Origin of the sequence: Leadbettera azotonutricia ZAS-9 (assembly GCF_000214355.1) — a bacterium.
In the GTDB taxonomy this organism is placed as follows: Bacteria; Spirochaetota; Spirochaetia; order Treponematales; family Breznakiellaceae; genus Leadbettera; species Leadbettera azotonutricia.
The window spans coordinates 2,381,141-2,402,292 of the sequence record NC_015577.1 but is presented as its reverse complement, the minus strand read 5'-3'; the positions used below and the strand labels follow the sequence as shown (position 1 = coordinate 2,402,292).

Genomic DNA, 21,152 nt, shown 5'->3' with positions numbered 1-21,152 from the left:
CTTTAATAATGCCTTATACATTGCCCCAGGGCTTTGAATCATATTTCAGAGAATGGGAAAACAGGATTGGCGCTTTTATTGAATTCGACCCGGCAAAAGATACGCCGGTTTCTTCTATAAAAGATGCGGTTTCCGGGGTCTCGGGCCTCCCCTTTGCGGTCAAGGACAATATTTCCGTTCAGGGCTTCGGCGTAAGCTGCGGCTCCAAACTTTTGGCCAATGTGAGGGCCCCCTATACTGCCACCGCGGTATCGAAGCTCCTGGCTTCCGGGGCAATCCCGGTAGGGAAAACCAACCTTGACGAATTCGGCATGGGCTCTTCCACGGACAATTCAGGAATTAAAAAGACCAATAACCCCTGGGATGTGTCGAGGGTGCCTGGAGGATCCTCCGGCGGTTCGGCGGCGGCTGTGGCTGCGGGGCTTGCGCCCTTTGCCCTGGGCTCCGACACCGGCGGCTCAGTGAGGCAGCCTGCGGCATTCTGCGGGGTGGCGGGGCTTAAGCCCACATACGGCGCGGTTTCACGCTTCGGCCTTGTGGCATACGCTTCAAGCCTTGAAGTCATAGGCATACTCTCCGACACCATCTCCCGCTGCCGCGATGTCTTTTCCATTATTAAAGGCGCCGATCCCCTGGACGAGACTTCCCATAATGCCCCTAAAGGCGCGCCGGGCCTTGATGCCCGGAATGGAATAAAAGGCGGAGGCAAAGGGGTCATCGGCGTGCTTTCGCCTGAGGCCGTGGCAAAGGCAATTTCAGCTGCAGGGGATTCCACAGGCGGATCGGCAGGGGAGGCCGAGAGCCTTAAAATCGCTGCCCAGGCTGCCGAACTTGAACCCGAAGTCCGCAAGGGTTTCGAGGCTGCAAAAAAGAATCTTTCGGATTTGGGTTATACCTTAAAGGATGTGGAACTTCCAAGCCTTAAATACGGGGTGCCCGCGTATTACACTATTGCTACCGCGGAGGCATCCGCCAACCTGGCCCGCTTTGACAGCATACGGTACGGGAAGCGGCCCGACTGGGCGGAGAACCCCGACGATCTCATCGACAAGGCAAGGGAAGCGGGTTTTGGCGCAGAGGTAAAACTCAGGATACTCTTGGGGACCTTTGTGCTCCGTTCGGGTTTTCAGGATCGTTACTACCTGAGGGCCCAGAAAATACGGGCAGGCATCAGGCTGAATTTTGAGGCTCTTTTGGGGGACAGCGATTATAACGGCCCCGCCGGCGCCTGTGACGCCATACTCCTTCCAGTGTTCCCCACCAGGGCATTTGACAGGGGGCCGAGTTCCCTTTCGCCCTTTGCGCAAAAAGCAGCGGATCTTTACACCTGCTGCGCAAACCTGGCCGGGCTTCCTGCCCTGAGTTTCCCTGCCTCTGTCGAAGGAGGCCTTCCTGTTGGCGTCCAGCTCATAGGCAGGGCTTTTGCGGAGGGTACCTTACTGAACATTGCCGAAGATTACGAAGGGGCCTGCCCATTTCCGCACCCTGCGGGGTATAGGGCTTTTTGGAAATAAATTAGGAGTAATACTGTGTACCAGTCGTTTATAGGGCTAGAAGTTCATATTCACTTGTTGACCAAAACAAAGGTTTTCTGCGGCTGCAAATCCGCCTTCGGGGATGAACCCAATACCAATGTGTGCCCTGTGTGCCTTGGCTATCCCGGTGTATTGCCCAGCCTCAACATCGAATCCATGCGCATGGGCTGCACGGTTGCAAAAGCCCTGGGCTGTTTTATTCCCGAAAAAACCTGGTTCGAGCGCAAGCAGTATTTCTATCCCGATATGACGAAGAATTATCAGATTTCCCAGTTTGCCTCTCCTTTAGGCCAGCAGGGTTCTGTGGAAATTGAGGGAAACGCCAATGGAAAACCTTTCAAAAAAACCATACGCATAAAAGAGTGCCATCTTGAAGAAGATGCGGGCAAGATGATCCACACCGGCGCAGTATCGCTGCTGGATTATAACCGCGCCGGTGTTTCGCTTCTCGAAATTGTAACAGAGCCCGATATGGAAACCGGCGAAGAGGCCGAGGTTTTTATACAGCAGCTCCGCCGCATGGTGCGTTACCTCGGTGTCTGCGATGGCAACATGGAAGAGGGCTCCCTCCGGGCCGACGCCAACGTATCCATCAATCTTCCGGGCAAGGGCCTGGGCAGAAAGGTGGAGATTAAAAATCTCAACTCATCCCGTTTTGTGCGCCTGGGGCTCAATTACGAAATTCAGCGCCAGGGCGAAGTGCTTGACGCGGGCAAGATCGTGGTTCAGGAAACGCGGCTCTGGAACGAGAACCGCGACCAGACCGAGCCAATGCGGAAAAAAGAAAATGCCCACGATTACCGTTACTTCCCTGAACCTGACCTCCCCATTTTTACCCCTGATAAGGCGTTCCTTGAACAGGTTGATAAAGCCCTGGTGGAGCTTCCGGTAAACCGCATGAAGCGTTTTGAAGCAGAATACGGCCTTAATCCCGAACAGGCTGATTTGGTTTGTGAAGAAAAGGAAGAGGCTGATTATTTTGAAACTGCCGCTGCTGTTGCAGTTTCAAAGGGCATGGATAAAAAAGACGCTGCCTCCCGTATTGCAAATTACCTTTTGGGCGATATTAAACACCTGCTCCATAAAGACGGACTTTCTTTATCATCCCTTTCAAATTTCAAATTAAAGCCTGAGGGACTCGCTGCGCTGGTTGTTCTTATCAGTAAGGGCCAGGTTTCCACGAAGAATGCCAAACAGACCCTTGAAGCTGCAATTGCCGAAGGAAAAGATCCCGAAACGCTGATCAAAGAAAAAGGCTGGGGCCTTATCACGGACCCTGCGGAGATCGCAAAGGTGGTAAAGGCTGTCCATGCTTCGGAAGCTGCGGTTTTTGAAGATGTCAAGGCTGCTATTGCTGCAGGCAATGCCAAACGCCGCCAGACACTTACTGCTTTTCTGGTAGGAAAAGTCCTGGCGGCTACTTCCGGCAGGGCAGATCCAAAAATCGCTGGGCAGCAAATTGAAGCATTGTTGTAAAATCAGGATATACGCTCAACTGCGCAGTTTTTAGGAAAGTGCGCAGTTGAGCGTATTTAAAAAATTGCCTAAAAATGTAGTCCGAATTAAGAACATACGTCCCCATGTTCTGGTCTATGTTCTGATGTGGATACTCTACTATGCCTGGGCCCTGGTTTTTGTTACTGCCCATCTGCCCATTATTGGTTTTTTTAATTCCGATTTAAGAGCCTTTGTTCATTGGGGCATACTTTTTTCTGCGGCTCTTTATTTATGCTTTTATAAAAAAACATGGTTTGTTAAGACCGCGCGTATTGGTTCTATTGCAGCGCTTATTATATTCCTCATTTTAATTTATGTAGTTCCTGCAAATTGGCTTTTACCCCTGGCTCTTGTTTTGGGTTTTATTCTGGGCCTCGTAAATGACAGTATACTTATTCCCTTTGTTTACATTATGAACAATACAGAGAAATTTTATGCAGTTCTGTGCAGCAATATCCTGATTATTTTATTGGGTCTTGCAGGAAAAATTGGCCTTATGCAAATAATTGGAGAAAGGCAAGCCGCCCTTGTATTCCTTATTCTTGCATTTCTGCCTGTATTGTTTTTTAAAAAAGCCGACCTTGACGCGGAAGAATCTACCGTACCCCCGCCCAGGCCCAAAAAGATCACCTATTTCTCCCTGACCATTAATTTTGCCTTTGCCCTGGCAGTATTGGGGTTTGGCAAATTCATGCTGGACAGACAAGACTCCTATATTTGGGCATTTTCAGGCGGCTTATTGGGCTGCGGAATTTATATCATTATTTTTGCCTTTATCCGCAAAAGTCTCAACCTGGCCTGGAATATCTGCTTCGCTTCTTTTTTCCTGGGCATTCTCTTTGCCGTTTTAGACCAGGGATTTAATTCGGGCGGAAATACCGCTGCCTTCATACCTGCTGCATCTTTCCTCATAGGACTTGCGGGAACTGTGGGTATGATCAATATGTTCTACAATATCGGGGTCATAGGACGCAAATACAACAATATGAACCATCTGCGCATTACCCTCTGGTTCGGCTTTGCCGGCGGAGGCATCTGTATACTCATAAGCCGCTGGTTTAACGCTCTCGCAGGCGGGGCTCCGGCGCTTCTCATTCTGGTACTCTCAGCGGTAATGGTCTTTTTCTATTTTATTATTTCCCCCATCCTGACCCGTACGTATTTTGAAGATGATTGGGTGGATGATATGGAATCCAGCGAAATAGACGGCGATAAGGTTTTGGCCTTTAACCAGTATAAGCTGACAAAACGTGAAATTGAAGTCTGTCGTATGCTCCTTGAAGGCTATACTATGCGTCAAATAGGCGCCTATCTCCATATTGCCCAGCCAACGGTTAATACCCATTGCACTGCCATTTACCGCAAGACAGGGGTTACTACCAGGTGGCAGCTGGGGAAGCTTTTTAAAAATCTCTAAAACATTTAGAAAAGTATATATATTTCCAAATATCATTAGTTCTAATGAACAAAATCATTGATTTTTCTCCAATCTCATTACTATTTATGATTGTTTTTTATTGAATTTATGGGGGAAAATAAGAAAGGAATATAAATCAAATAATTCAATGAGTTAGAGAATGGAGAAACAGCGGTGAAGATATTCGACATATTGAGGCGCAGAACCTGCCGGAAAAAGGCAGGGGCTCGGGGAGCTGAAAATCAGGGCCCGGAGGAAGAGGTGGAGATCCGCAGGCAAAAACTGGCCCTTTTGACTGGCCGTGAAAAGGAATGTCTTTTGCTGCTTTTAAAAGGCCATACCATGAAGGAGACTGCGAAACTTATGGGGGTTACCCTGCCCACCATCAATACCCATACCAATTCTATCCATAAAAAGCTTGGGGTTAAATCCCGGGCACAGCTCATCATACAATATCGCGATCTTGCAGAAGAAGGGACGAAAAAATGAAACCCAAAGTAAAGTCCCTGTCTTTATCAGGCGCTTTTGCCTTATTCATTATTTTTTTGCCTGTGCTGATTTTATCCTGCGCCACTCCCGATCGGCCCAGCCCCAAAAATCCGGTAACACTCACAGTTTGGCATACTATGGTGGAGCAGATGAAAACCAATATGGATTCCATGGTAGAAGAATTTAACTGCGGCGCAGGCGCCAAAGAGGGAATCACCGTACAGGTAAGCTCTGTTGCCAACACGGCCTTTCTTCACGAGAAACTCATAAGCGCGGCAGCCGGCGATCCCGGCGCCCCGTCTCTGCCCGATATGGCGGTTATCTATCCCAATGTGGCAATTATCCTGGCTGAACAGGGTCTTCTTATGGATTTTAAAACCCATTTTACCGGGACCGAGCTTTCACGCTTTGTACCCGAGTTTCTTGAAGAAGGTTTTTTGGGCGGCGATACACTCTACGCGCTGCCTATCGCAAAATCCACCGAAGTTCTTTACGTCAACACGGTCATCTTTGACCGCTTTGCCAAAGCCGCCCGGGTAAGCCTTTCCCAGCTTGATACTATAGAAGGCATATTGGATACCGCTGAAAAATATTATGCCTGGACCGATATACTGACACCGGATATTCCCCATGACGGTAAAACTTTTTTCTATCCCGATCCTTTATTTAATTACTTTATGATAGGTTTTGAACAGCTCGGTTCCGCATTTATCGATAGTGAAAACAAAGGTCTCAACAGCGAAGGTTCCCCTCTTGAGTCAAAAATTTTTAGAAGAATTTGGGAAAGTTATTATAAAGGCGCAGTAAGGGGCCGGATTGCCATCTTTAATAATTATGGAAATTACCTTGCCAAAACCGGGGATATAGTCTGCACAGCTTCCACTTCTGCAGGTGCTGTTTTTTATCCCGATTCAGTTACCTATGCCGACAATACCAAAGAAAATGCTCAATGGGCCGTATTGCCCTATCCTGTTTTTTCGGGCGCTGAAAAGGTTGCAATGCAGAGAGGCGGAGGTATGTGCGTTATCAAATCTACGCCTGTAAAAGAATATGCCGCTGCGTTTTTTCTCAAGTGGTTCACCGATGCTGAACGGAACGCCCGCTTTACCGCCACCACAGGTTATATGCCTGTACAGACCGGGGCTTACAGCGCAAGGGCAATGGGAACTGACACCGCAGCTTATGGTCAGGGAAACAGCGTTCTGGATAAAATGTTTGCCGCTGTAAGTTTAATGGAGAACAGTTACCGCTACTACATACCCCCGGTGTTTGAAGGCTTTGATTCCCTCCAGCGCCGTTTTATAGCAGATATTCAAAAGGCGGCTTCTGCTTCCCGTGAGGAATACCTCGGCCTGATAAAGACCATGAATGAGGAGGACGCCTATAATAAAATATCACAAGGGGCTTTTGAAAATTTTATTTTGAAGGGAAATTATTTTGCACCAGGTAATTAAAAAAATCCCCTTTGAACGGCGTCCCTTTCTCTTTTTATTGATACCTGCAGCTTCCATGCTTGCAGGATCCCTGCTTATTCTGCTTTTTGTAGGAATATTTTCTTTCCGTTCAAGCGACGCTAAACGTCTGCTAAAGGGAGAGCTTTTTTATATATCGCAAAATGTATCAAAACAGTTTGGAGATACCAGTGTCCAGACAGTATCCCTTTCAGAATCATTATCAAGAAGCATTGAAAATTCCCTTAGGGGATTTAACCTTTCCATTGGGGAGCTTTCCAATAACCCCCAGGCGCTTGAAGCGCTTTTATCCAATGAATTAAACTGCCTGCTTCTGGCCCTCGAAAGAACTTCCTGTACCGGGGTTTTTTTGGTTCTGGATGTAACCGTAAATCCATCCCTTCCCAACGCGCGGTATTCGAGGGCGGGCCTTTATATGAGAAATACCGAACCGAAAAGCCTCGACACGGTAAAACTCTACCTCCGGGGTTTCCCTCATCTGGCTCATGAAAACGACCTTGCCCTCCAGTCCCGCTGGGATATGGAATTCGATGTCCGGGACAGGGATTTTTTCAGCGAGCCCCTGGATCAATACCTGGACAATCCCCATCTTCCCCTTTCGCGTCTTTATTACTGGACTTTTCAGGGCGCAATCCCCGACCTTGATGAAGATATAATACTCTGTTCAATTCCGGTAATCGGCGCAGGGGGTCAAATCTTTGGAGTCTGCGGTTTTGAAATCAGTTCAATGAATTTCAGGCTTAACAATTCCCCAGATTTAAACATATACAATCGCATTGTCTGCGTACTCTCGAAGCTTGCCAATAACGGCATACAACCCGGAGAGGGCCTCTTTTCAGGCAATCTTAACCCCGGTTCCGGAAAAGCCTCCATCACCAGGGGAACCGCTGGTCTCAATTTTTATGAAAGTTCCCAAACGCCCCTTGCAGGGGTCCACGAAGAACTGCGTCTCTATCCCACCAATTCGCCTTTCCACGATGAAACCTTTGTCCTAACCCTTGCCATCCCCCGCCAGGAACTGGACAGCCTTATTCTGGGGAGGAATATCAGGATCATTCTCGCCTTTGCAGTCCTCCTGGCTGTAAGCATAGCCTTGGCTGTTTATTTAAGCCGCCGATATGCAAGGCTCATGGAGAAGGCCGCTCCCCCGCAAATCCGTGAAGCGCCGCTGAAAAATCAAATGTTTGAAGAATTTATAAAACGCTGCAAGACCCTCACACCAACGGAAAAAATCATTTTCGATTATTATGTCCAGGGGCTTTCCAATCAGAAGATACTTGCAGTTAAGCACATGAGCCTTAATACGTTAAAAACCCACAACACCCATATCTACGGCAAACTCGGCGTCAGCTCCCGCGACGAACTTCTGCTCTACATCGAACTTATCAAAAAGAGCGAAGGGCTGGAGAAAATTAAAGACAATATTGCCCAAACCCCCTAAATCCGCTACCCTTAAAGCATGATTTCTGTGGCTTTTACCGGGGGAGGGACAGGGGGGCATATTTACCCAGGGCTGGCTGTGGCCTCGTGGCTCAAAAAGATTATGGACTGCAGGGTTTTCTGGATCGGCGCGGATTCGGGGATGGACAGGGCCATAGTTGAAGAGGCGGGGTTGGAATTTTTCGGCATCCCCACAGGAAAACTCAGGCGTTATTTCTCTCTGAAAAACATTTCAGACATTTTTAGGATAGTTCGGGGCTATTTTGCGGCCAGGAAGATATTCAGACGCGAGAAGCCCGCTTTGCTTTTTTCCAAGGGGGGCTTTGTGAGCGTCCCTCCCTGCGCTGCTGCCTTTTCCCTTAAAATCCCTGTGTTTGCCCATGAGTCCGATCTGAGCCCCGGACTGGCAACCAGAATCAATACCCGCTTTACCGAGAAGCTCTTTATCCCCTATAAAGAAACAGCTGCTTTTTTTGCCCCTGCTTTTAGGGCGAAGCTTGTGGTATCCGGCAATCCCATAAGGCCCGAATTTAGCGGGGCTGATCCCGCCAGGGGCAGGCAGTTCCTTGGCTTGCAGGCTGAACGCATGCTCCTGGTGCTTGGGGGCAGCCAAGGTTCCCAAGAGATCAATGGCCTAATAAAGGCGAGCCTCCCAAGCCTTACCCGCTATTATACGGTGGTTCATCAGACAGGCAGCCAGGATGAGATTTTTATGCCGTCCGATGTTTATAAGCCCTATGGGTATATCAAGGACGAGCTGCCCCATGTGATCGCTGCGGCAGAATTGGTAGTATGCAGGGGCGGGGCAGGGACTATTTGGGAGTGCGCGGGCCTTGGGAAGCCCATGATCATCATCCCCCTGAGGGGATCGGGTACCAGGGGGGATCAAGTGGAGAATGCCAGGATTTTCGCAGAGGCAGGGGCGGCTATCAGCATGGTTGATGATCCTTCTCCTCAAAAGCTCTCTGATCTGGTTTTGGAATTGGCGGCTGACGAACAAAAAAGGAATGCCATGGGCGCAGCAAAGCCGGGCAAGGCGGATGCTGCAAACTATATCGCATCAATGATAAAAAACAAGGTGGGGCAATAATGGGCAATGTTGCATTTATCGATTTGGTTTTTCTGCTCCTTCTGGTGCTTCTCCTTATAAGAGGGCATATTAAAGGGTTTATCGCAGAATTGTTTTCATGGGCGTCCTTGGTATTGGGGATACTGGCCTCGGTTTATCTCTACAAAAACGGGGCGGAATTAATCAGGACAAAAATACTCCATAATGTAAAATACCTGCCCGAGATTATGGCCTTCCTCGCCATTTTCATTGTTGTCTCCCTTGTTTTCAAGGTAATTGAAAAAGGCATCAAGGAAATTATCATGGGCGTCAAGCTCGGAGGGGTGGACAAGCTTTTGGGGGCCATCTTCGGTTTTGTCGAAGGCATTGCCCTGATTTCGCTGCTGCTTTTTATTATATCCATACAGCCCCTTTTTGATTCGTCCAAATTGCTGCAGGGAAGCGTTTTTGCCGATCTCTTATTGCCGCTGATAATAAAGCCTGTCGGACCGGTGACAGTGTTTGTGTTTGATTCCTTAAAATCGTGGATGGGTTAGGGTGTTTGAGAACATACTTGGCCAGAGCGCCAGTGAAGCCTTAGGCAGGGATATTTCCGGGAATTGCCTGGCGCCTTCCATGCTTTTTGAAGGCCCTATAGCTTCGGGCAAGGGGACCGCTGCCCTTGAGCTGGGGAGGATCATTTCCTGCGAAAGCCAGGGCCGCAGGGCTGTCTGGAATTGCAGCTGCCATGCCTGCGAATGGCACCGTCGCCTGCTCCACCCTGATCTCCTCTGCCTGGGTTCCCGGCCTTTTTCCGCAGAGATAGCTGCTTCTTGCGCCGCATTCTTGAAAGAGCCTGAGTCGGCAGGGGCGCGGACCTTTTTTATCAGGGCCGTGCGGAAGCTTTTGCTCCGCTTTTCTCCGGTTCTGTGGGAAGATGAACCCAGGATATCCAAATTGAATCCCCTTATTGCTTCCCTCGAAGAAGGGCTCGATGAATTTGATGCCCTGGAAGTTTCCGGGGAAGCCGCGGATTATAAACTGAAAAAGCTCCTGGGTGATTTGCTCAAAGACAGCGTCAAGCTTGAATCCGAAGGGATCGCTAAAACCATCCCCATTGACCAGATACGCCATGCTTCCTGGTGGGCCCACCTTGCGCCTTCGGGGAAGGGGAAGCTCCTCCTCATTGAGAACGCGGACCGTATGCTCGACTCTGCAAGGAATTCGCTGCTCAAGCTTTTGGAAGAGCCTCCCGGTAATGTGATAATTGTGCTTACGTCTTCCCGGCCGAGGACCCTGCTTCCCACGGTGCTTTCGCGGATCAGGCCCTACCACTTTGAAGCCCGGAGCGAAGAAATTGAAAAAGAAGTGATACGCAAGGTGTTCAGGAATAAAGATGCTATTGCTGTCAAACAGAATGATGCCCAGGTGAGCCTTATAAGCGCCTACCTCGACAGTTTCCTTCCGATAAGCGGCAATGCCATCGAAGGGCTGGCTGCATTTTTCGCGGCCTCAGCTGCCATGCATGCTGCGGTGCTGCGCAAAAAAAGGGGAGAGGAATTGCCGGAAGCTGTGGTGCTTCTGGGGAAATACGCAGCGCCCATAGCCGAGGCTGCCGGCCTTGGAAGGCCCTTGCCGGAATGTGCGCAGGTTTTGGCAAAGCTCATTAAAGGGGCTGATAATTTTGAAATCCGTTCCTTGTTTCAAACTTTTTTGCAATCCCTTTTGACTGTGGTTTCGGCAAGCCAAAAGCAGGCCGCTTCCCCTTCGCCCCTGTTTATCGCATACAATGAATTATGGAGGGAGTGCATTGCCAGGACTGAGTCGGCAATGCTTACAAACCAGAGCGTGAACCTGGCACTGGAAATGCTGTTTACCGGTTTAAGCCGCGGCATGGCCGGTTTGAGGTGATATGCGGCAATTCATAAAAAGGGCATTGCAGAAATCCAGCAAGCTTACCACTGAACAGCTTCAGGAACTGCTTGTTTCCGCCTCCGGGGAAATTGAGCGCCTCGAAGCGGTCCTCGATTCCCTTTCTGAAGGCATCATGGTGCTGGATACGGATCATACCATTGTGCTGGCAAATATGTACGCCCGGCGCATTTTGCCTTCTGGCCTGGGGGAACAAACCAAAGAGCCGATTTGGGAAATTGTGAGCGATGCAAAGGTCGGGGCTTTTCTTCAAGAAACCCTCCTTTCCGGGGATAAGGCCGAAGGCTGCGAATTTGAGGCCGCCCCCAAGGGCGTGCAGCGGCTGTTCAGCATCAGTGTCTGGCCCCTGATCCGGGAAAGGCATGTAACAGGTTCTCTTATCCATGTTGAGGATATCACCGTGAAGCGGAGCCGCGAAGCCCGCATGAGGCAGATGGAAAGCCTTGCAAGCCTTACCACCCTGGCTGCTGGTGTTGCCCACGAAATTAAAAATCCTCTGGGTTCTATTTCCATCCATGTTCAGCTCATACAAAAAACCATGGAGGCCAACAAAAGGCTTTATTTTGACGCCCACCCCGAGGAAACCATGGAAAGCGAAATGGGCCCTGCAATGTACTTCAGGAATTTTGATCGTTACCTCAATGTGGTAAATGAAGAGATCGAAAGGCTTAACCATATCGTCGTGGATTTTCTTTTTGCCGTGCGGCCCATGACCATGAATATGCACAGCGGTGAAATAAACAAGCTTTTGTCGGAGCTTGCTGAATTTGTTTCTTTTGAACTTAAAGAAGCCGGAATCACGTGCACGCTTGAATTGGATGACACTATCCCACTTATTGATTTTGATGAGCGTTATATGAAGCAGGTTTTCCTCAATCTGATAAAGAACGCCACTGCCGCCATGCCCTCTGGCGGCAGGATCACGATTAAAACCGTAGCTGCCGAAGGCATTGTTACTATTACTGTCAAGGATACGGGCCTGGGCATAAGCGAAGAAAATATTTCCAAAATTTTTGAGCCCTATTTTACCACCAAAGATACCGGATCGGGCCTGGGCCTTACCCTGGTGTTCAAAATTATCAGGGAACACCTGGGGGAAATCTCTGTCAAATCCAAACCCGGGGAGGGGAGCAGTTTTATTATCACCCTACCCATACCCCAGAAGGAAAGACATCTAATAGGAGCGCCTTAAATGAAATTCAAACTCCTTGTCGCCGACGACGAAAAGAACATACGCGAGGGCCTTGCAGTGAGCCTCGAAATGGATGGCTACGAAGTTGTCACTTCCTCTGACGGCAGCGAAGCCTGGAAGCGTTTTCAAAAAGGCGACATCGATCTTGTCATTACCGATCTCCGCATGCCCGGCCTTACCGGCGAAGAGCTGCTTAAAAAAATCGAGGCTGAAACTCCCGGCATCCCCGTAATAGTCCTCACCGGCCATGGCACGGTGGAGACCGCTGTGGAGGCCATGCGCCTCGGCGCCTGGGATTTCCTTACCAAGCCGGTCAATCTTGACCACCTGGGCCAGCTTGTAAAGCGCGCCCTGGCGAACCGTGAGCTGGTACTCAGGCACATCAGGCTGGAAGAAGAGCTGGAACACAAAAAACAGTTCAAAACCATGATAGGCACCAGCGCAGCCATGACAAAGGTGTTCGATACCATCAGCCGTGCAGCCCCTGCAAAAGCTTCGATACTTATCACCGGCGAATCAGGCGTAGGGAAAGAATTAGTCGCCGGAGCTATCCACGAGCTTTCGCCCCGCAAGGGGAAACCCCTGATTAAAGTCCACTGCGCAGCCCTTGCGGCGAGCCTCCTTGAAAGTGAACTCTTTGGCCACGAGAAAGGCAGCTTTACCGGTGCAGTCTCCCGCCAGAGGGGCCGTTTTGAACTTGCCAACGAAGGCACTCTCTTTCTGGACGAGATAGGCGAAATCGATCAGAATATACAGATCAAGCTGCTCCGGGTTTTGCAGGAACGAAAATTCGAGCGGGTCGGCGGCGAAGAAACCATAGAGACCGATGTGCGCATTGTGGCTGCCACAAACAAAGACCTCAAAGCTGAAATCGAAAAAGGCGCCTTCCGGGAGGATCTCTACTTCCGGCTTAATGTGGTGAATATCCATGTGCCTCCCCTGCGGGAGCGCAAAGACGATATCCCCCTCCTTATCACTGCCTTTCTAAAGGAATTTGCCTCGGAAAACGGCAAAACCATCGAAGGCATCGACGACAAAGCCAGCGCCAGCCTCTACGCCTATGACTGGCCCGGCAATATCCGGGAACTGCGGAACTGCATTGAAAGCGCTGTGGTCATGACCCGGAGCACTCTCATCAAAATTGAAGATCTCCCCCCGACCCTGCGCACCAAAAATGACGAAGGCTGGATACGCATACCCCTTGGGGCCACCATGGACGAATCCGAAAGGATCATACTCCGCGACACCCTTGCCAGCTGCCAGGGCAACAAAAGCAAAGCCGCAGACATGCTCGGCATAGGCCGCAAAACCCTCCACCGCAAGCTCGCGGAAATGGGGGAAGCCGGCGGGGACGAAGACCTGTGAAATCCACCCTGGTCATAGGCTCCACCGTAGTTGATGTGCTCCTCAATCTGCCTCATTTACCCGTGCGGGGGGAGGACATCAATCTTCAAGCTGTATCACACCGTATAGGCGGCTGCGCCTGGAACACCGCCTGGATGCTCAGGCTTTTTGATATTCCCCACACACTCTGTTCACCAGTGGGAACCGGCATGTACGGGCGCTTTGTAGAAGAGCGCTTTTTTAAAGAAGGCATTAAACCTTTTGCAAAAGTACCCGAAGAAAACGGCTGCTGCTTCTGTTTGATAGAAGAAGACGGCGAACGCACTTTTTTATCCCGTCATGGCGCTGAGTATCTTTTTTCAAAAAAGTGGATGAATAACATTGATTACCCTGGGGTGGACAGTATTTTTATCTGCGGTATCGAAGTGGAAGATCCCACAGGCAGCGAAATCGTTGACTTTGTGCGTGATCATCCTGATCTGAAACTTTTTTTTGCCCCCGGTCCGCGGATTATGAACATAAGCAGCGACAGAATGGAGGAACTTTTTTCGTGCCATCCAATTCTGCACCTCAACGAAAGGGAAGCTTTGCTGTTTACCGGAAAAAGTTATATCGAAAGCGCTGCCGATGTTCTTGCCGCAAAAACACAAAACGCCATTGTTGTTACCCTGGGCGATAAGGGCGCGTGGTACATGGACAAGGGCGAGTCCAAAGGCCATGCTTCGGCCCCCTTCCCAGCCAAAGTGAAAGACACCATAGGCGCAGGGGATGCCCACTTCGGCGCCCTCATTGCCTGCCTCAAGCAGGGCAAGACTCTTGGCGAGGCAGTTGAAATCGCCAACAGGATAGGCGCCGCTGTGGTTGAGGTTTCAGGGGCTACATTGGGCAGGGAAGAATTTTCAAAGATTCTTTAGTTTTTAGTACTCCACTTCCACAGGCATTCTTTTTTCCGCAGATTCCATGATCGCCAGTATTACAAGGCTTACATTGGCCGAGTCTTCAAGGCTCACAATGAAGTCCTCGTCTGTGGCAAGCTTGTCAACAAAACTGCGTATGCTTTCGTAGGCAAAACCTTTTACCCTGCCGTGGACTGTGTTGCGCACCAGCACATCGGGAACCTGGGCCTTCTCGTCGCTGTACTGCTGGATCAGGTTGTGGTTGCTGGTGTCTATGGAAACCATGCCCTTGTCCCCGAGTATGGTGCACTTCATGTCGTTCACGTTGACATTGCCGTTGGGGGTGACCCAGCCGTTTTCCATCTGGGCTATGCAGCCGTTTTCGTATTCAAGGGTGGTGAGGTATGTGTCAACGGTGTCCACGCCCAGTTCTTTAAGGACGCCCCGGTTGGCAACCGAGTAGACCCGCTTGACCTTGCTCGCAAAAAGCCAGTTCAGGGTGTCCAGGCTGTGGCTCCCCAAAAACCAGAGTATGGAAGAAGACGCAGCCCAGGGCAGGAGATCCGTTGCCACCCATTTGATGTCGTTGAGGCGGAAATAGCCGTTCCTGAGTTTCCCCAGCTCCCCGCGATCCACCGCGTCTTTTGCCAAAGCAAAAGGAGGGTTCCAGCGGTTGTGAAGATCCACCATGGCCCGCACTTTGTTTTTATTGATAGCTTCTACCATGCGGTGCACATCGTCCCTGGTGGTTGCCAGGGGCTTTTCGATGAGGAGATGCTTCCCCGCATTGGCGCAGGCGATGGCTATGTCGGCGTGGAGGTGGTCGGGGGTTACTATGGAAACCGCGTCGCAGGGGGTTTCCTTCAGCATGTCCTCGACCCTGGTGTAGACCTTGGGTATGCCGTACTGCTTTGCCACTGCTTCGGCCTTGGCCTTGTTGGCGTCGCAGATTGCCAGGGTTTCCGACAGGGGGTGTTCCTTGAAGATGCCTGCATGGGTTGTGCCCCAGGTGCCTGCGCCGACGATGGCTAATTTTACCTTTTCCATTTTGATTATCCTTTCCGCCATTTTTCAATGCGGTCGTAGGCAGCATTGATACGGGCGGTTCTTTCCGTTGCTTTCTTCATATTGCCTTCGTGCCCTGCATGGCGATCCGGATGATGTATCTTGAGCAGCTTTTTATAGGCATCTTTGCACTCTGTCCCGGAAGCCCCAAAAGCCACGCCAAGCTCCGCAAAATCCTGCCGCAGTTCCTCGGGGATGGTACCGTTTGAGGTTTCAGGCCCGTGAGGAGGGGCATGCGGTTCAGGCCCCGGCTCATCTCTTGCCTTGTCATTATTGAGGAAATCATTCAATTCGTCGAAAGCCGCGTCCAGATCCGGGTCATGGGAAGGGCGCCTCTCCCCCCTGGCTGAACCGAATATTTTCTCGTCATCGTTATTGAGATAGCTCTTAATTACATTGCCGAGGCGATCCATGAGGCCCATACTTCCTTAAATATACCACAATATGCTATTATAATAAACATGAAAGTGATCAAGAAAACCTTCGGCATGCTGTCGGATGGGCAGAAAGTCCATCTCTATACCTTAAGGGCAGGGGACCTTTCCCTTTCCATTTCGACCCTGGGGGCAACCTGGACTTCCCTTATAGTGCCTTCCCGCAAAACCGGAAAGGAAGACATACTCCTGGGCTATTCGACTCTCTCGGGCTATACGGGCGTGAATCCCTACATGGGGGCTACCATAGGCCGGGTGGGCAACCGCGTCGGGAACGGCGTGTTCTCCCTGGGCGGGGTGAACTACAAGCTTTACAAGAATGATGGCGCCCATTCCCTTCATGGCGGACGCCACGGCTTTGACAAACAGGTCTGGGACGCCGAGGCTTACGAGGAGCGGGATGGCATTTTTATCCGCTTCCAGCTTGAAAGCCCCGACGGTGACGAAGGATACCCGGGCAAGCTCAAGGCTTCGGTGAGTTACGGCCTTTCCAAATCCAACGAGCTTATCGTGGATTATGAGGCCAAGGTCGATGCCCCTTGCCCTATCAATCTGACTAACCACTCCTACTTCAACCTTGCAGGGGAAGGGAAGGGGGACATACTTTCCCATGAGCTGACCCTCAATTCCTCAGCCTATGTGGGGGTAAACGATGTACTGATTCCTACGGGGAAGCTTGTCCCCGTGGATGGCGGGCCCTTTGACTTCCGCGCCCGCAAGCCGGTGAACCGCGATTTGGCCGCTGCAGGCGGAGGCTACGATCATTGTTTCGTGGTGGACGGGAAGGCTGGCGAATTAAGGCCCTGCGCCGAGGTGTTCGAGGCCACATCGGGCAGAACGATGAAGCTTTCGACTACCCAGCCGGGGGTGCAGTTCTACACGGGGAATTTCCTCGCCGGCAACAGCGGCAAACTGGGATCGGTTTACAACAAGCACTATGGGTTCTGCCTCGAAACCCAGCATTTCCCTGATTCCCCTAACCACAGCGAATTCCCCTCGGCTATCTTTGGACCTGACAGGGACTACCACGAAAAGGCGGTTTTTGGTTTTTTATGGTAGAAAAATCGAATTTTTTGGGCGGATCACTTGAAACAGCTGGAAAGACCTATTAAAATAACGACAGGTATGTTCGTAATTCGGGTAAAGAGGAGCCTATGGAAATCCAAGTTCAGGAACTAATCGACAAAATCAAAAAGGACGGGATTGAGTCCGCCTCTGAAGAGGCTGCCAAGGTCAAAAAGGACGCCCAGGCTGAAGCTGCCAAAATCGTGGAGGCTGCCAGGAAAGAGGCTGCTGACATCATTGCCAAGGGCAAGCAGGACGCCGAAAGGTCCGAGAAGGCCGGTGTTGCGGCTCTGGAACAGGCTTCGCGCAACCTCGTCCTTGCGTTCAAGGGTGAAATCCAGACCCTTTTGGACAAGATAGTCGCCCAGGCGACCGCCGCAGCCTATGGGGAAGACACCCTCAAAGTGGCTCTGCCGGAACTGCTCAAAGCATGGGCAGCCAAGGGCGGCAATGTGGATGTTCTCCTCCCCGAAGGGGATATGAAAAAGCTTGAAGCCTGGTTCAGCAAACAGCTTGCTGCGGATCTCAAGAAGGGCGTGGAGCTCAAGGCCGACAGGAATCTCGGTGCGGGTTTCCGCATTGCCAATAAAGATGGCTCGGCTTACTACGATTTTTCTGCCGAGGCTGTGGCGGAGCTTCTCTCATCCTACCTTAACCCCAGGCTGGCGGAAATTTTAAAAACCGCTGCCAAAGGAATATAGGCAGTGGGTTCTTACTATTATTTGGCGGCCCAGCTTCCTTACCTCGTTTACGGTCAGCAGGCGTCCATGGCGTCTTCGGCTTTCAGGGAACTGGCCCGCGCTTCCATGAGCAAAGAAGACGGGGCTATCCTCGACTTCTGTGTTCTTGATCCGGACGGAAGGCAAAGCCCTTCAGGTTTTATAAACCAATGGCGGGAATGGGAAGGGGTCTTGCGGCGTAACCTGGGCAAAAACCGGGCGATAAAGCTCAAGCGGGATGCGGGAAGCCTTGGGGATGCCCCTGAATTCCCTGCAGACGCCGCGAATGCTGCCAAAACTGCCTTAACCATGGAATCCCCTTTGGAAGCTGAGATTTTTTTGGATAAAGCCCGCTGGGCTGCCATTGACGCCCTTCAGGGCATTGACGCTTTTAGTGAAACTGCCATGTACGCCTATCTTCTCAAACTCCTCCTTATGGAACGGAGACAGGCTTTCAAAGTTGAAGAAGGATTCTCGGAGTACAAGACTTTATACGCTTCCATTCTGGAAGGCGCGGGGGAACCTAAATGATCGATACTAAAGGTACTGTAGTCGCCGTTAACGGCAATATGGTGAGCGTCCGATTCGACGGCGCTGTGTCCATGAACGAAGTGGGTTACGTCAAGGTCGGGGGCAAGAAGCTTAAGAGCGAAGTCATCCGCATCCGGGGCGATATTTCCCAGCTTCAGGTTTTCGAAATCACCAAGGGGATTACCGTTGGCGACGAAGTGGAATATTCCGGGGACATGCTTGCAGTGGAAGTAGGGCCAGGGCTTTTGGGCCAGGTTTACGACGGCCTCCAGAACCCCCTTCCCCAGCTTGCCGCACAGACGGGCAGCTTCCTTGAACGGGGCGTGTACCTCGATGCCCTTCCCACTGACAAAGAATGGGCCTTTACCCCGGTTGCCAAGGTGGGCGATAAGGTTGAACGGGCAGATACCCTTGGGACAGTGCCCGAAGCCGCCTTTACCCACCGCATCATGGTGCCCTTCGGCCTCTATGGAACTTATACGATTTCTTCTATAAAGAGCGCCGGTTCCTATAAGATCAGGGATACCATCGCAGAACTCAAAGACGAAAAAGGCAATATCGTTCCTGTAGCCTTGAGTTTCCGCTGGCCTGTAAAACGTCCTGTGGACTGTTACGAAGAGCGGCTTAAGCCCGTTGACCCCATGGTTACCAGGGTGCGCCTTATCGACACCTTCTTCCCCGTGGCTCGGGGCGGTACCTATTGCATACCCGGACCTTTCGGCGCGGGCAAAACGGTTTTGCAGCAGATCACGAGCCGCCACGCAGACGTGGACATCGTGATCCTCGCGGCCTGCGGAGAGCGGGCAGGCGAGGTTGTAGAAACCCTCAAGGAATTCCCCGAACTCACAGACCCCAGGACAGGCCGCTCCCTTATGGAACGGACCATCATCATTTGCAATACCTCTTCCATGCCCGTTGCCGCCCGGGAAGCGTCGGTATATACCGCCGTAACCTTGGCCGAATACTACAGGCAGATGGGGCTTCATGTGCTCCTCTTGGCGGACTCAACCAGCCGCTGGGCCCAGGCCATGCGCGAAATGTCCGGCCGCCTGGAAGAAATCCCCGGCGAAGAAGCCTTCCCCGCCTACCTCGAATCCACGATTGCCAGCTTCTACGAACGGGCGGGCCTTGTGCGGCTCAAGGACGGTTCCCTGGGTTCCGTTACGGTGGGCGGCACGGTTTCCCCTGCGGGCGGCAACTTCGAAGAGCCTGTAACCCAGGCCACCTTGAAAGTCGTCGGCGCCTTCCACGGCCTTTCCCGGGAGCGTTCGGACGCCCGCAAGTATCCTGCCATCCACCCCCTCGATTCATGGTCAAAATACAAGGGCATTATCCCTGCTGAAAAAGTAGCTTATGCCCACGGCTTTATGAGGCGGGGCAGCGAAGTTGAGCAAATGATGAAGGTTGTCGGCGAAGAAGGCACGAGTCTCGACGACTACGTGGTCTACCTCAAGGGCGACTTCCTCGATTCCGTCTACTTCCAGCAGAACTCCTTTGACGCCGTTGACGCTGCGGTAAGTCCCGAGAGGCAGGCCTATACCTTCGGTATTATCCTTAAGATACTGGCGTCTAAATTCACCTTTGACGATAAAAACGAAGCCCGTTCATGGTTCAACAAGCTGAGGCAGAAATTCCTGGATTACAATGGCTCAGAATGGAAGAGCGAGCGTTTTGCTTCCCTGGAAAAAGAGATTGAATCCACCGTGGCCGAGCGTTCCAAGGGTGTCGATAAAGCCGCTGAGAAAGTTTTGGCGTAGGAAGGGCATACATGAAAAAGGTATATAGCAAGATAGAATCCATCACCGGAAGCGTTATCACGGTAAAAGCCGAAGGGGTGCGCTACGGCGACCTTGCGGAAGTGGATACGGTTTTCGGCACCTCCCTTGCGGAAGTGAACCGTCTGGAAAACGATATTGTTTCCCTCCAGGTGTTCGCTGGCGGCCGGGGTATTTCGACCGGCGATACTGTCCGTTTCCTTGGCCATCCCATGGAGGTCTCCTTTTCCGAAAACCTCATGGGCCGGGTCTTCTCAGGTTCGGGCTCTCCCCGGGACAAGGGGCCTGCCCTCACCGAAAACCTCATCACCATCGGGGGGCCGTCGGTTAACCCGGCTATGCGTATTATTCCCCGCAGCATGATACGTACCGGTATCCCCATGATCGACCTTTTCAACACCCTGGTGGTTTCGCAGAAGCTCCCTATCTTCTCGGTTTCGGGCGAACCCTACAACGAGCTTCTTGCCCGTATCGCCATGCAGGCCGAGGTCGATGTCATCATCCTGGGGGGCATGGGCCTTAAATACGACGACTATCTTTTCTTTAAGGATACCCTCGAAGAAGGGGGCGCCCTTTCCCGCACGGTCATGTTCGTCCATACCGCTTCCGACCCCACGGTCGAATGCCTCATGATCCCCGATATGAGCCTTGCGGTTGCAGAGCAGTTTGCCTTGCAGGGCAAGGACGTGCTGGTGCTCCTCACCGATATGACCAACTTTGCCGATGCCATGAAGGAAATCTCCATCATTCAGGAACAGGTTCCTTCCAACCGCGGCTACCCCGGCGACCTATACAGCCAGCTTGCAAGCCGCTACGAAAAGGCCGTTGACTTCGAGACGGCAGGCTCCATCACCATCCTTGGCGTTACCACCATGCCCGGTGACGACGTAACCCACCCGGTGCCTGACAATACCGGGTACATCACCGAAGGCCAGTACTACCTCAAGAACGGGCGCATCGAGCCCTTTGGCTCCCTCTCCCGCCTTAAGCAGCAGGTCAACGGCAAAACCCGCGCGGACCACCGTGCCCTCATGGACGGCATGATCAAGCTCTATTCGGCCTACAAGGACACCCTCGAAAAGAAGGCCATGGGCTTTATCATGACTGCCTGGGACGACAAGCTTCTTAAATACGGGGACCTTTTCGAAAAGCAGATGATGGACCTTTCGGTGAATATCCCCCTTGAAAAAGCCCTGGATCTTGGCTGGGAAATCATGGCCTCCTGTTTCAGCCCTGAAGAAACAGGACTCCGCACCGAGCTGATTTCCAAGTTCTGGCCTAAAAAGGACTGAGGTAACAAG

19 protein-coding genes are annotated in these 21,152 nt (G+C 51.4%); 17 read left to right on the top strand and 2 right to left on the bottom strand.

The features are described from left to right. Positions 1-8: 8 nt before the first annotated feature. The 12 genes from TREAZ_RS10550 (at position 9) to TREAZ_RS10495 (ending at position 14,280) form a co-directional block, all read left to right on the top strand. Positions 9-1,514 carry an amidase family protein gene (locus TREAZ_RS10550; protein ID WP_015711840.1) on the top strand — a complete coding sequence of 502 codons (1,506 nt, stop codon included), beginning with the start codon at positions 9-11 and terminating at the stop codon, positions 1,512-1,514. A gap of 15 nt (positions 1,515-1,529) precedes the next feature. Further along, a complete protein-coding gene (gene gatB, locus TREAZ_RS10545; RefSeq protein ID WP_015711839.1) occupies positions 1,530-3,011 on the top strand; it encodes an Asp-tRNA(Asn)/Glu-tRNA(Gln) amidotransferase subunit GatB in 1,482 nt (493 codons plus the stop codon). 46 nt (positions 3,012-3,057) lie between these two features. Beyond that, positions 3,058-4,449, top strand: coding sequence for a helix-turn-helix domain-containing protein (locus tag TREAZ_RS10540; protein WP_015711838.1), 1,392 nt, complete (start codon positions 3,058-3,060; stop codon positions 4,447-4,449). 174 nt (positions 4,450-4,623) lie between these two features. Further along, complete coding sequence (locus TREAZ_RS10535) at positions 4,624-4,938, top strand: response regulator transcription factor (RefSeq protein ID WP_043923049.1); 315 nt, start codon at positions 4,624-4,626, stop codon at positions 4,936-4,938. Then, complete coding sequence (locus tag TREAZ_RS10530; RefSeq protein WP_015711835.1) at positions 4,935-6,392, top strand: extracellular solute-binding protein; 1,458 nt, start codon at positions 4,935-4,937, stop codon at positions 6,390-6,392. Before TREAZ_RS10535 ends, TREAZ_RS10530 begins: the two co-directional genes overlap by 4 nt. Then, entirely contained in the window at positions 6,376-7,851 is a 1,476-nt protein-coding gene (locus TREAZ_RS10525) for a helix-turn-helix transcriptional regulator (protein WP_015711834.1), read from the top strand. Before TREAZ_RS10530 ends, TREAZ_RS10525 begins: the two co-directional genes overlap by 17 nt. An 18-nt stretch (positions 7,852-7,869) precedes the next feature. Then, complete coding sequence (murG, locus tag TREAZ_RS10520; RefSeq protein ID WP_015711833.1) at positions 7,870-8,940, top strand: undecaprenyldiphospho-muramoylpentapeptide beta-N-acetylglucosaminyltransferase; 1,071 nt, start codon at positions 7,870-7,872, stop codon at positions 8,938-8,940. Then, positions 8,940-9,455 (top strand): CvpA family protein, encoded by a 516-nt coding sequence (locus tag TREAZ_RS10515; protein WP_015711832.1) that lies wholly within the window; start codon positions 8,940-8,942, stop codon positions 9,453-9,455. The genes murG and TREAZ_RS10515 overlap by 1 nt, the downstream gene beginning before the upstream one ends. A 1-nt stretch (position 9,456) precedes the next feature. After that, entirely contained in the window at positions 9,457-10,809 is a 1,353-nt protein-coding gene (locus tag TREAZ_RS10510) for a DNA polymerase III (protein WP_015711831.1), read from the top strand. A 1-nt stretch (position 10,810) separates the two neighbouring features. Then, positions 10,811-12,022: a two-component system sensor histidine kinase NtrB gene (locus tag TREAZ_RS10505; protein ID WP_015711830.1), complete on the top strand. Its 1,212-nt coding sequence runs from the start codon at positions 10,811-10,813 to the stop codon at positions 12,020-12,022. After that, positions 12,023-13,387: a sigma-54-dependent transcriptional regulator gene (locus TREAZ_RS10500; RefSeq protein ID WP_015711829.1), complete on the top strand. Its 1,365-nt coding sequence runs from the start codon at positions 12,023-12,025 to the stop codon at positions 13,385-13,387. Then, positions 13,384-14,280 carry a PfkB family carbohydrate kinase gene (locus TREAZ_RS10495; protein ID WP_015711828.1) on the top strand — a complete coding sequence of 299 codons (897 nt, stop codon included), beginning with the start codon at positions 13,384-13,386 and terminating at the stop codon, positions 14,278-14,280. The genes TREAZ_RS10500 and TREAZ_RS10495 overlap by 4 nt, the downstream gene beginning before the upstream one ends. A gap of 3 nt (positions 14,281-14,283) precedes the next feature. On the opposite strand, the gene TREAZ_RS10490 is transcribed toward TREAZ_RS10495, so the two are convergent. Next, positions 14,284-15,309 carry a Gfo/Idh/MocA family protein gene (locus TREAZ_RS10490; protein ID WP_015711827.1) on the bottom strand — a complete coding sequence of 342 codons (1,026 nt, stop codon included), beginning with the start codon at positions 15,307-15,309 and terminating at the stop codon, positions 14,284-14,286. 5 nt (positions 15,310-15,314) lie between these two features. Beyond that, positions 15,315-15,749, bottom strand: coding sequence for a J domain-containing protein (locus tag TREAZ_RS10485; RefSeq protein ID WP_148257793.1), 435 nt, complete (start codon positions 15,747-15,749; stop codon positions 15,315-15,317). Between the two features lie 39 nt (positions 15,750-15,788). Here TREAZ_RS10485 and TREAZ_RS10480 point away from each other — a divergent pair, with 39 nt between their 5' ends. From TREAZ_RS10480 to TREAZ_RS10460, 5 genes are all read left to right on the top strand, one after another. Beyond that, the gene (locus tag TREAZ_RS10480; protein WP_015711825.1) at positions 15,789-16,820 is read left to right on the top strand and encodes an aldose epimerase family protein; all 1,032 of its coding nucleotides are present in this window, start codon (positions 15,789-15,791) and stop codon (positions 16,818-16,820) included. A 95-nt stretch (positions 16,821-16,915) separates the two neighbouring features. Continuing rightward, on the top strand, positions 16,916-17,527 hold the full coding sequence (locus tag TREAZ_RS10475) for an ATP synthase subunit E (protein ID WP_015711824.1): 612 nt from the start codon (positions 16,916-16,918) through the stop codon (positions 17,525-17,527). Positions 17,528-17,530: 3 nt separating this feature from the next. Beyond that, a complete protein-coding gene (locus tag TREAZ_RS10470; RefSeq protein ID WP_015711823.1) occupies positions 17,531-18,076 on the top strand; it encodes a hypothetical protein in 546 nt (181 codons plus the stop codon). After that, positions 18,073-19,833: a V-type ATP synthase subunit A gene (locus tag TREAZ_RS10465; RefSeq protein WP_015711822.1), complete on the top strand. Its 1,761-nt coding sequence runs from the start codon at positions 18,073-18,075 to the stop codon at positions 19,831-19,833. Before TREAZ_RS10470 ends, TREAZ_RS10465 begins: the two co-directional genes overlap by 4 nt. A gap of 11 nt (positions 19,834-19,844) precedes the next feature. Further along, positions 19,845-21,143, top strand: a complete 1,299-nt coding sequence (locus TREAZ_RS10460) for a V-type ATP synthase subunit B (protein WP_015711821.1) — start codon at positions 19,845-19,847, stop codon at positions 21,141-21,143. The last annotated feature ends 9 nt before the right edge of the window (positions 21,144-21,152 follow it).

Excerpts from the sequence above, each read along its gene's own strand:
- TREAZ_RS10550 (WP_015711840.1), top strand. The coding sequence starts at position 9 with ATGCCTTATACATTGCCCCAGGGCTTTGAATCATATTTCAGAGAATGG.
- TREAZ_RS10530 (WP_015711835.1), top strand. The coding sequence starts at position 4,935 with ATGAAACCCAAAGTAAAGTCCCTGTCTTTATCAGGCGCTTTTGCCTTA.
- murG (WP_015711833.1), top strand. The coding sequence starts at position 7,870 with ATGATTTCTGTGGCTTTTACCGGGGGAGGGACAGGGGGGCATATTTAC.
- TREAZ_RS10515 (WP_015711832.1), top strand. The coding sequence starts at position 8,940 with ATGGGCAATGTTGCATTTATCGATTTGGTTTTTCTGCTCCTTCTGGTG.
- TREAZ_RS10505 (WP_015711830.1), top strand. The coding sequence starts at position 10,811 with ATGCGGCAATTCATAAAAAGGGCATTGCAGAAATCCAGCAAGCTTACC.
- TREAZ_RS10500 (WP_015711829.1), top strand. The coding sequence starts at position 12,023 with ATGAAATTCAAACTCCTTGTCGCCGACGACGAAAAGAACATACGCGAG.
- TREAZ_RS10490 (WP_015711827.1), bottom strand. The coding sequence starts at position 15,309 with ATGGAAAAGGTAAAATTAGCCATCGTCGGCGCAGGCACCTGGGGCACA.
- TREAZ_RS10485 (WP_148257793.1), bottom strand. The coding sequence starts at position 15,749 with ATGGGCCTCATGGATCGCCTCGGCAATGTAATTAAGAGCTATCTCAAT.
- TREAZ_RS10480 (WP_015711825.1), top strand. The coding sequence starts at position 15,789 with ATGAAAGTGATCAAGAAAACCTTCGGCATGCTGTCGGATGGGCAGAAA.
- TREAZ_RS10475 (WP_015711824.1), top strand. The coding sequence starts at position 16,916 with ATGGAAATCCAAGTTCAGGAACTAATCGACAAAATCAAAAAGGACGGG.
- TREAZ_RS10465 (WP_015711822.1), top strand. The coding sequence starts at position 18,073 with ATGATCGATACTAAAGGTACTGTAGTCGCCGTTAACGGCAATATGGTG.
- TREAZ_RS10460 (WP_015711821.1), top strand. The coding sequence starts at position 19,845 with ATGAAAAAGGTATATAGCAAGATAGAATCCATCACCGGAAGCGTTATC.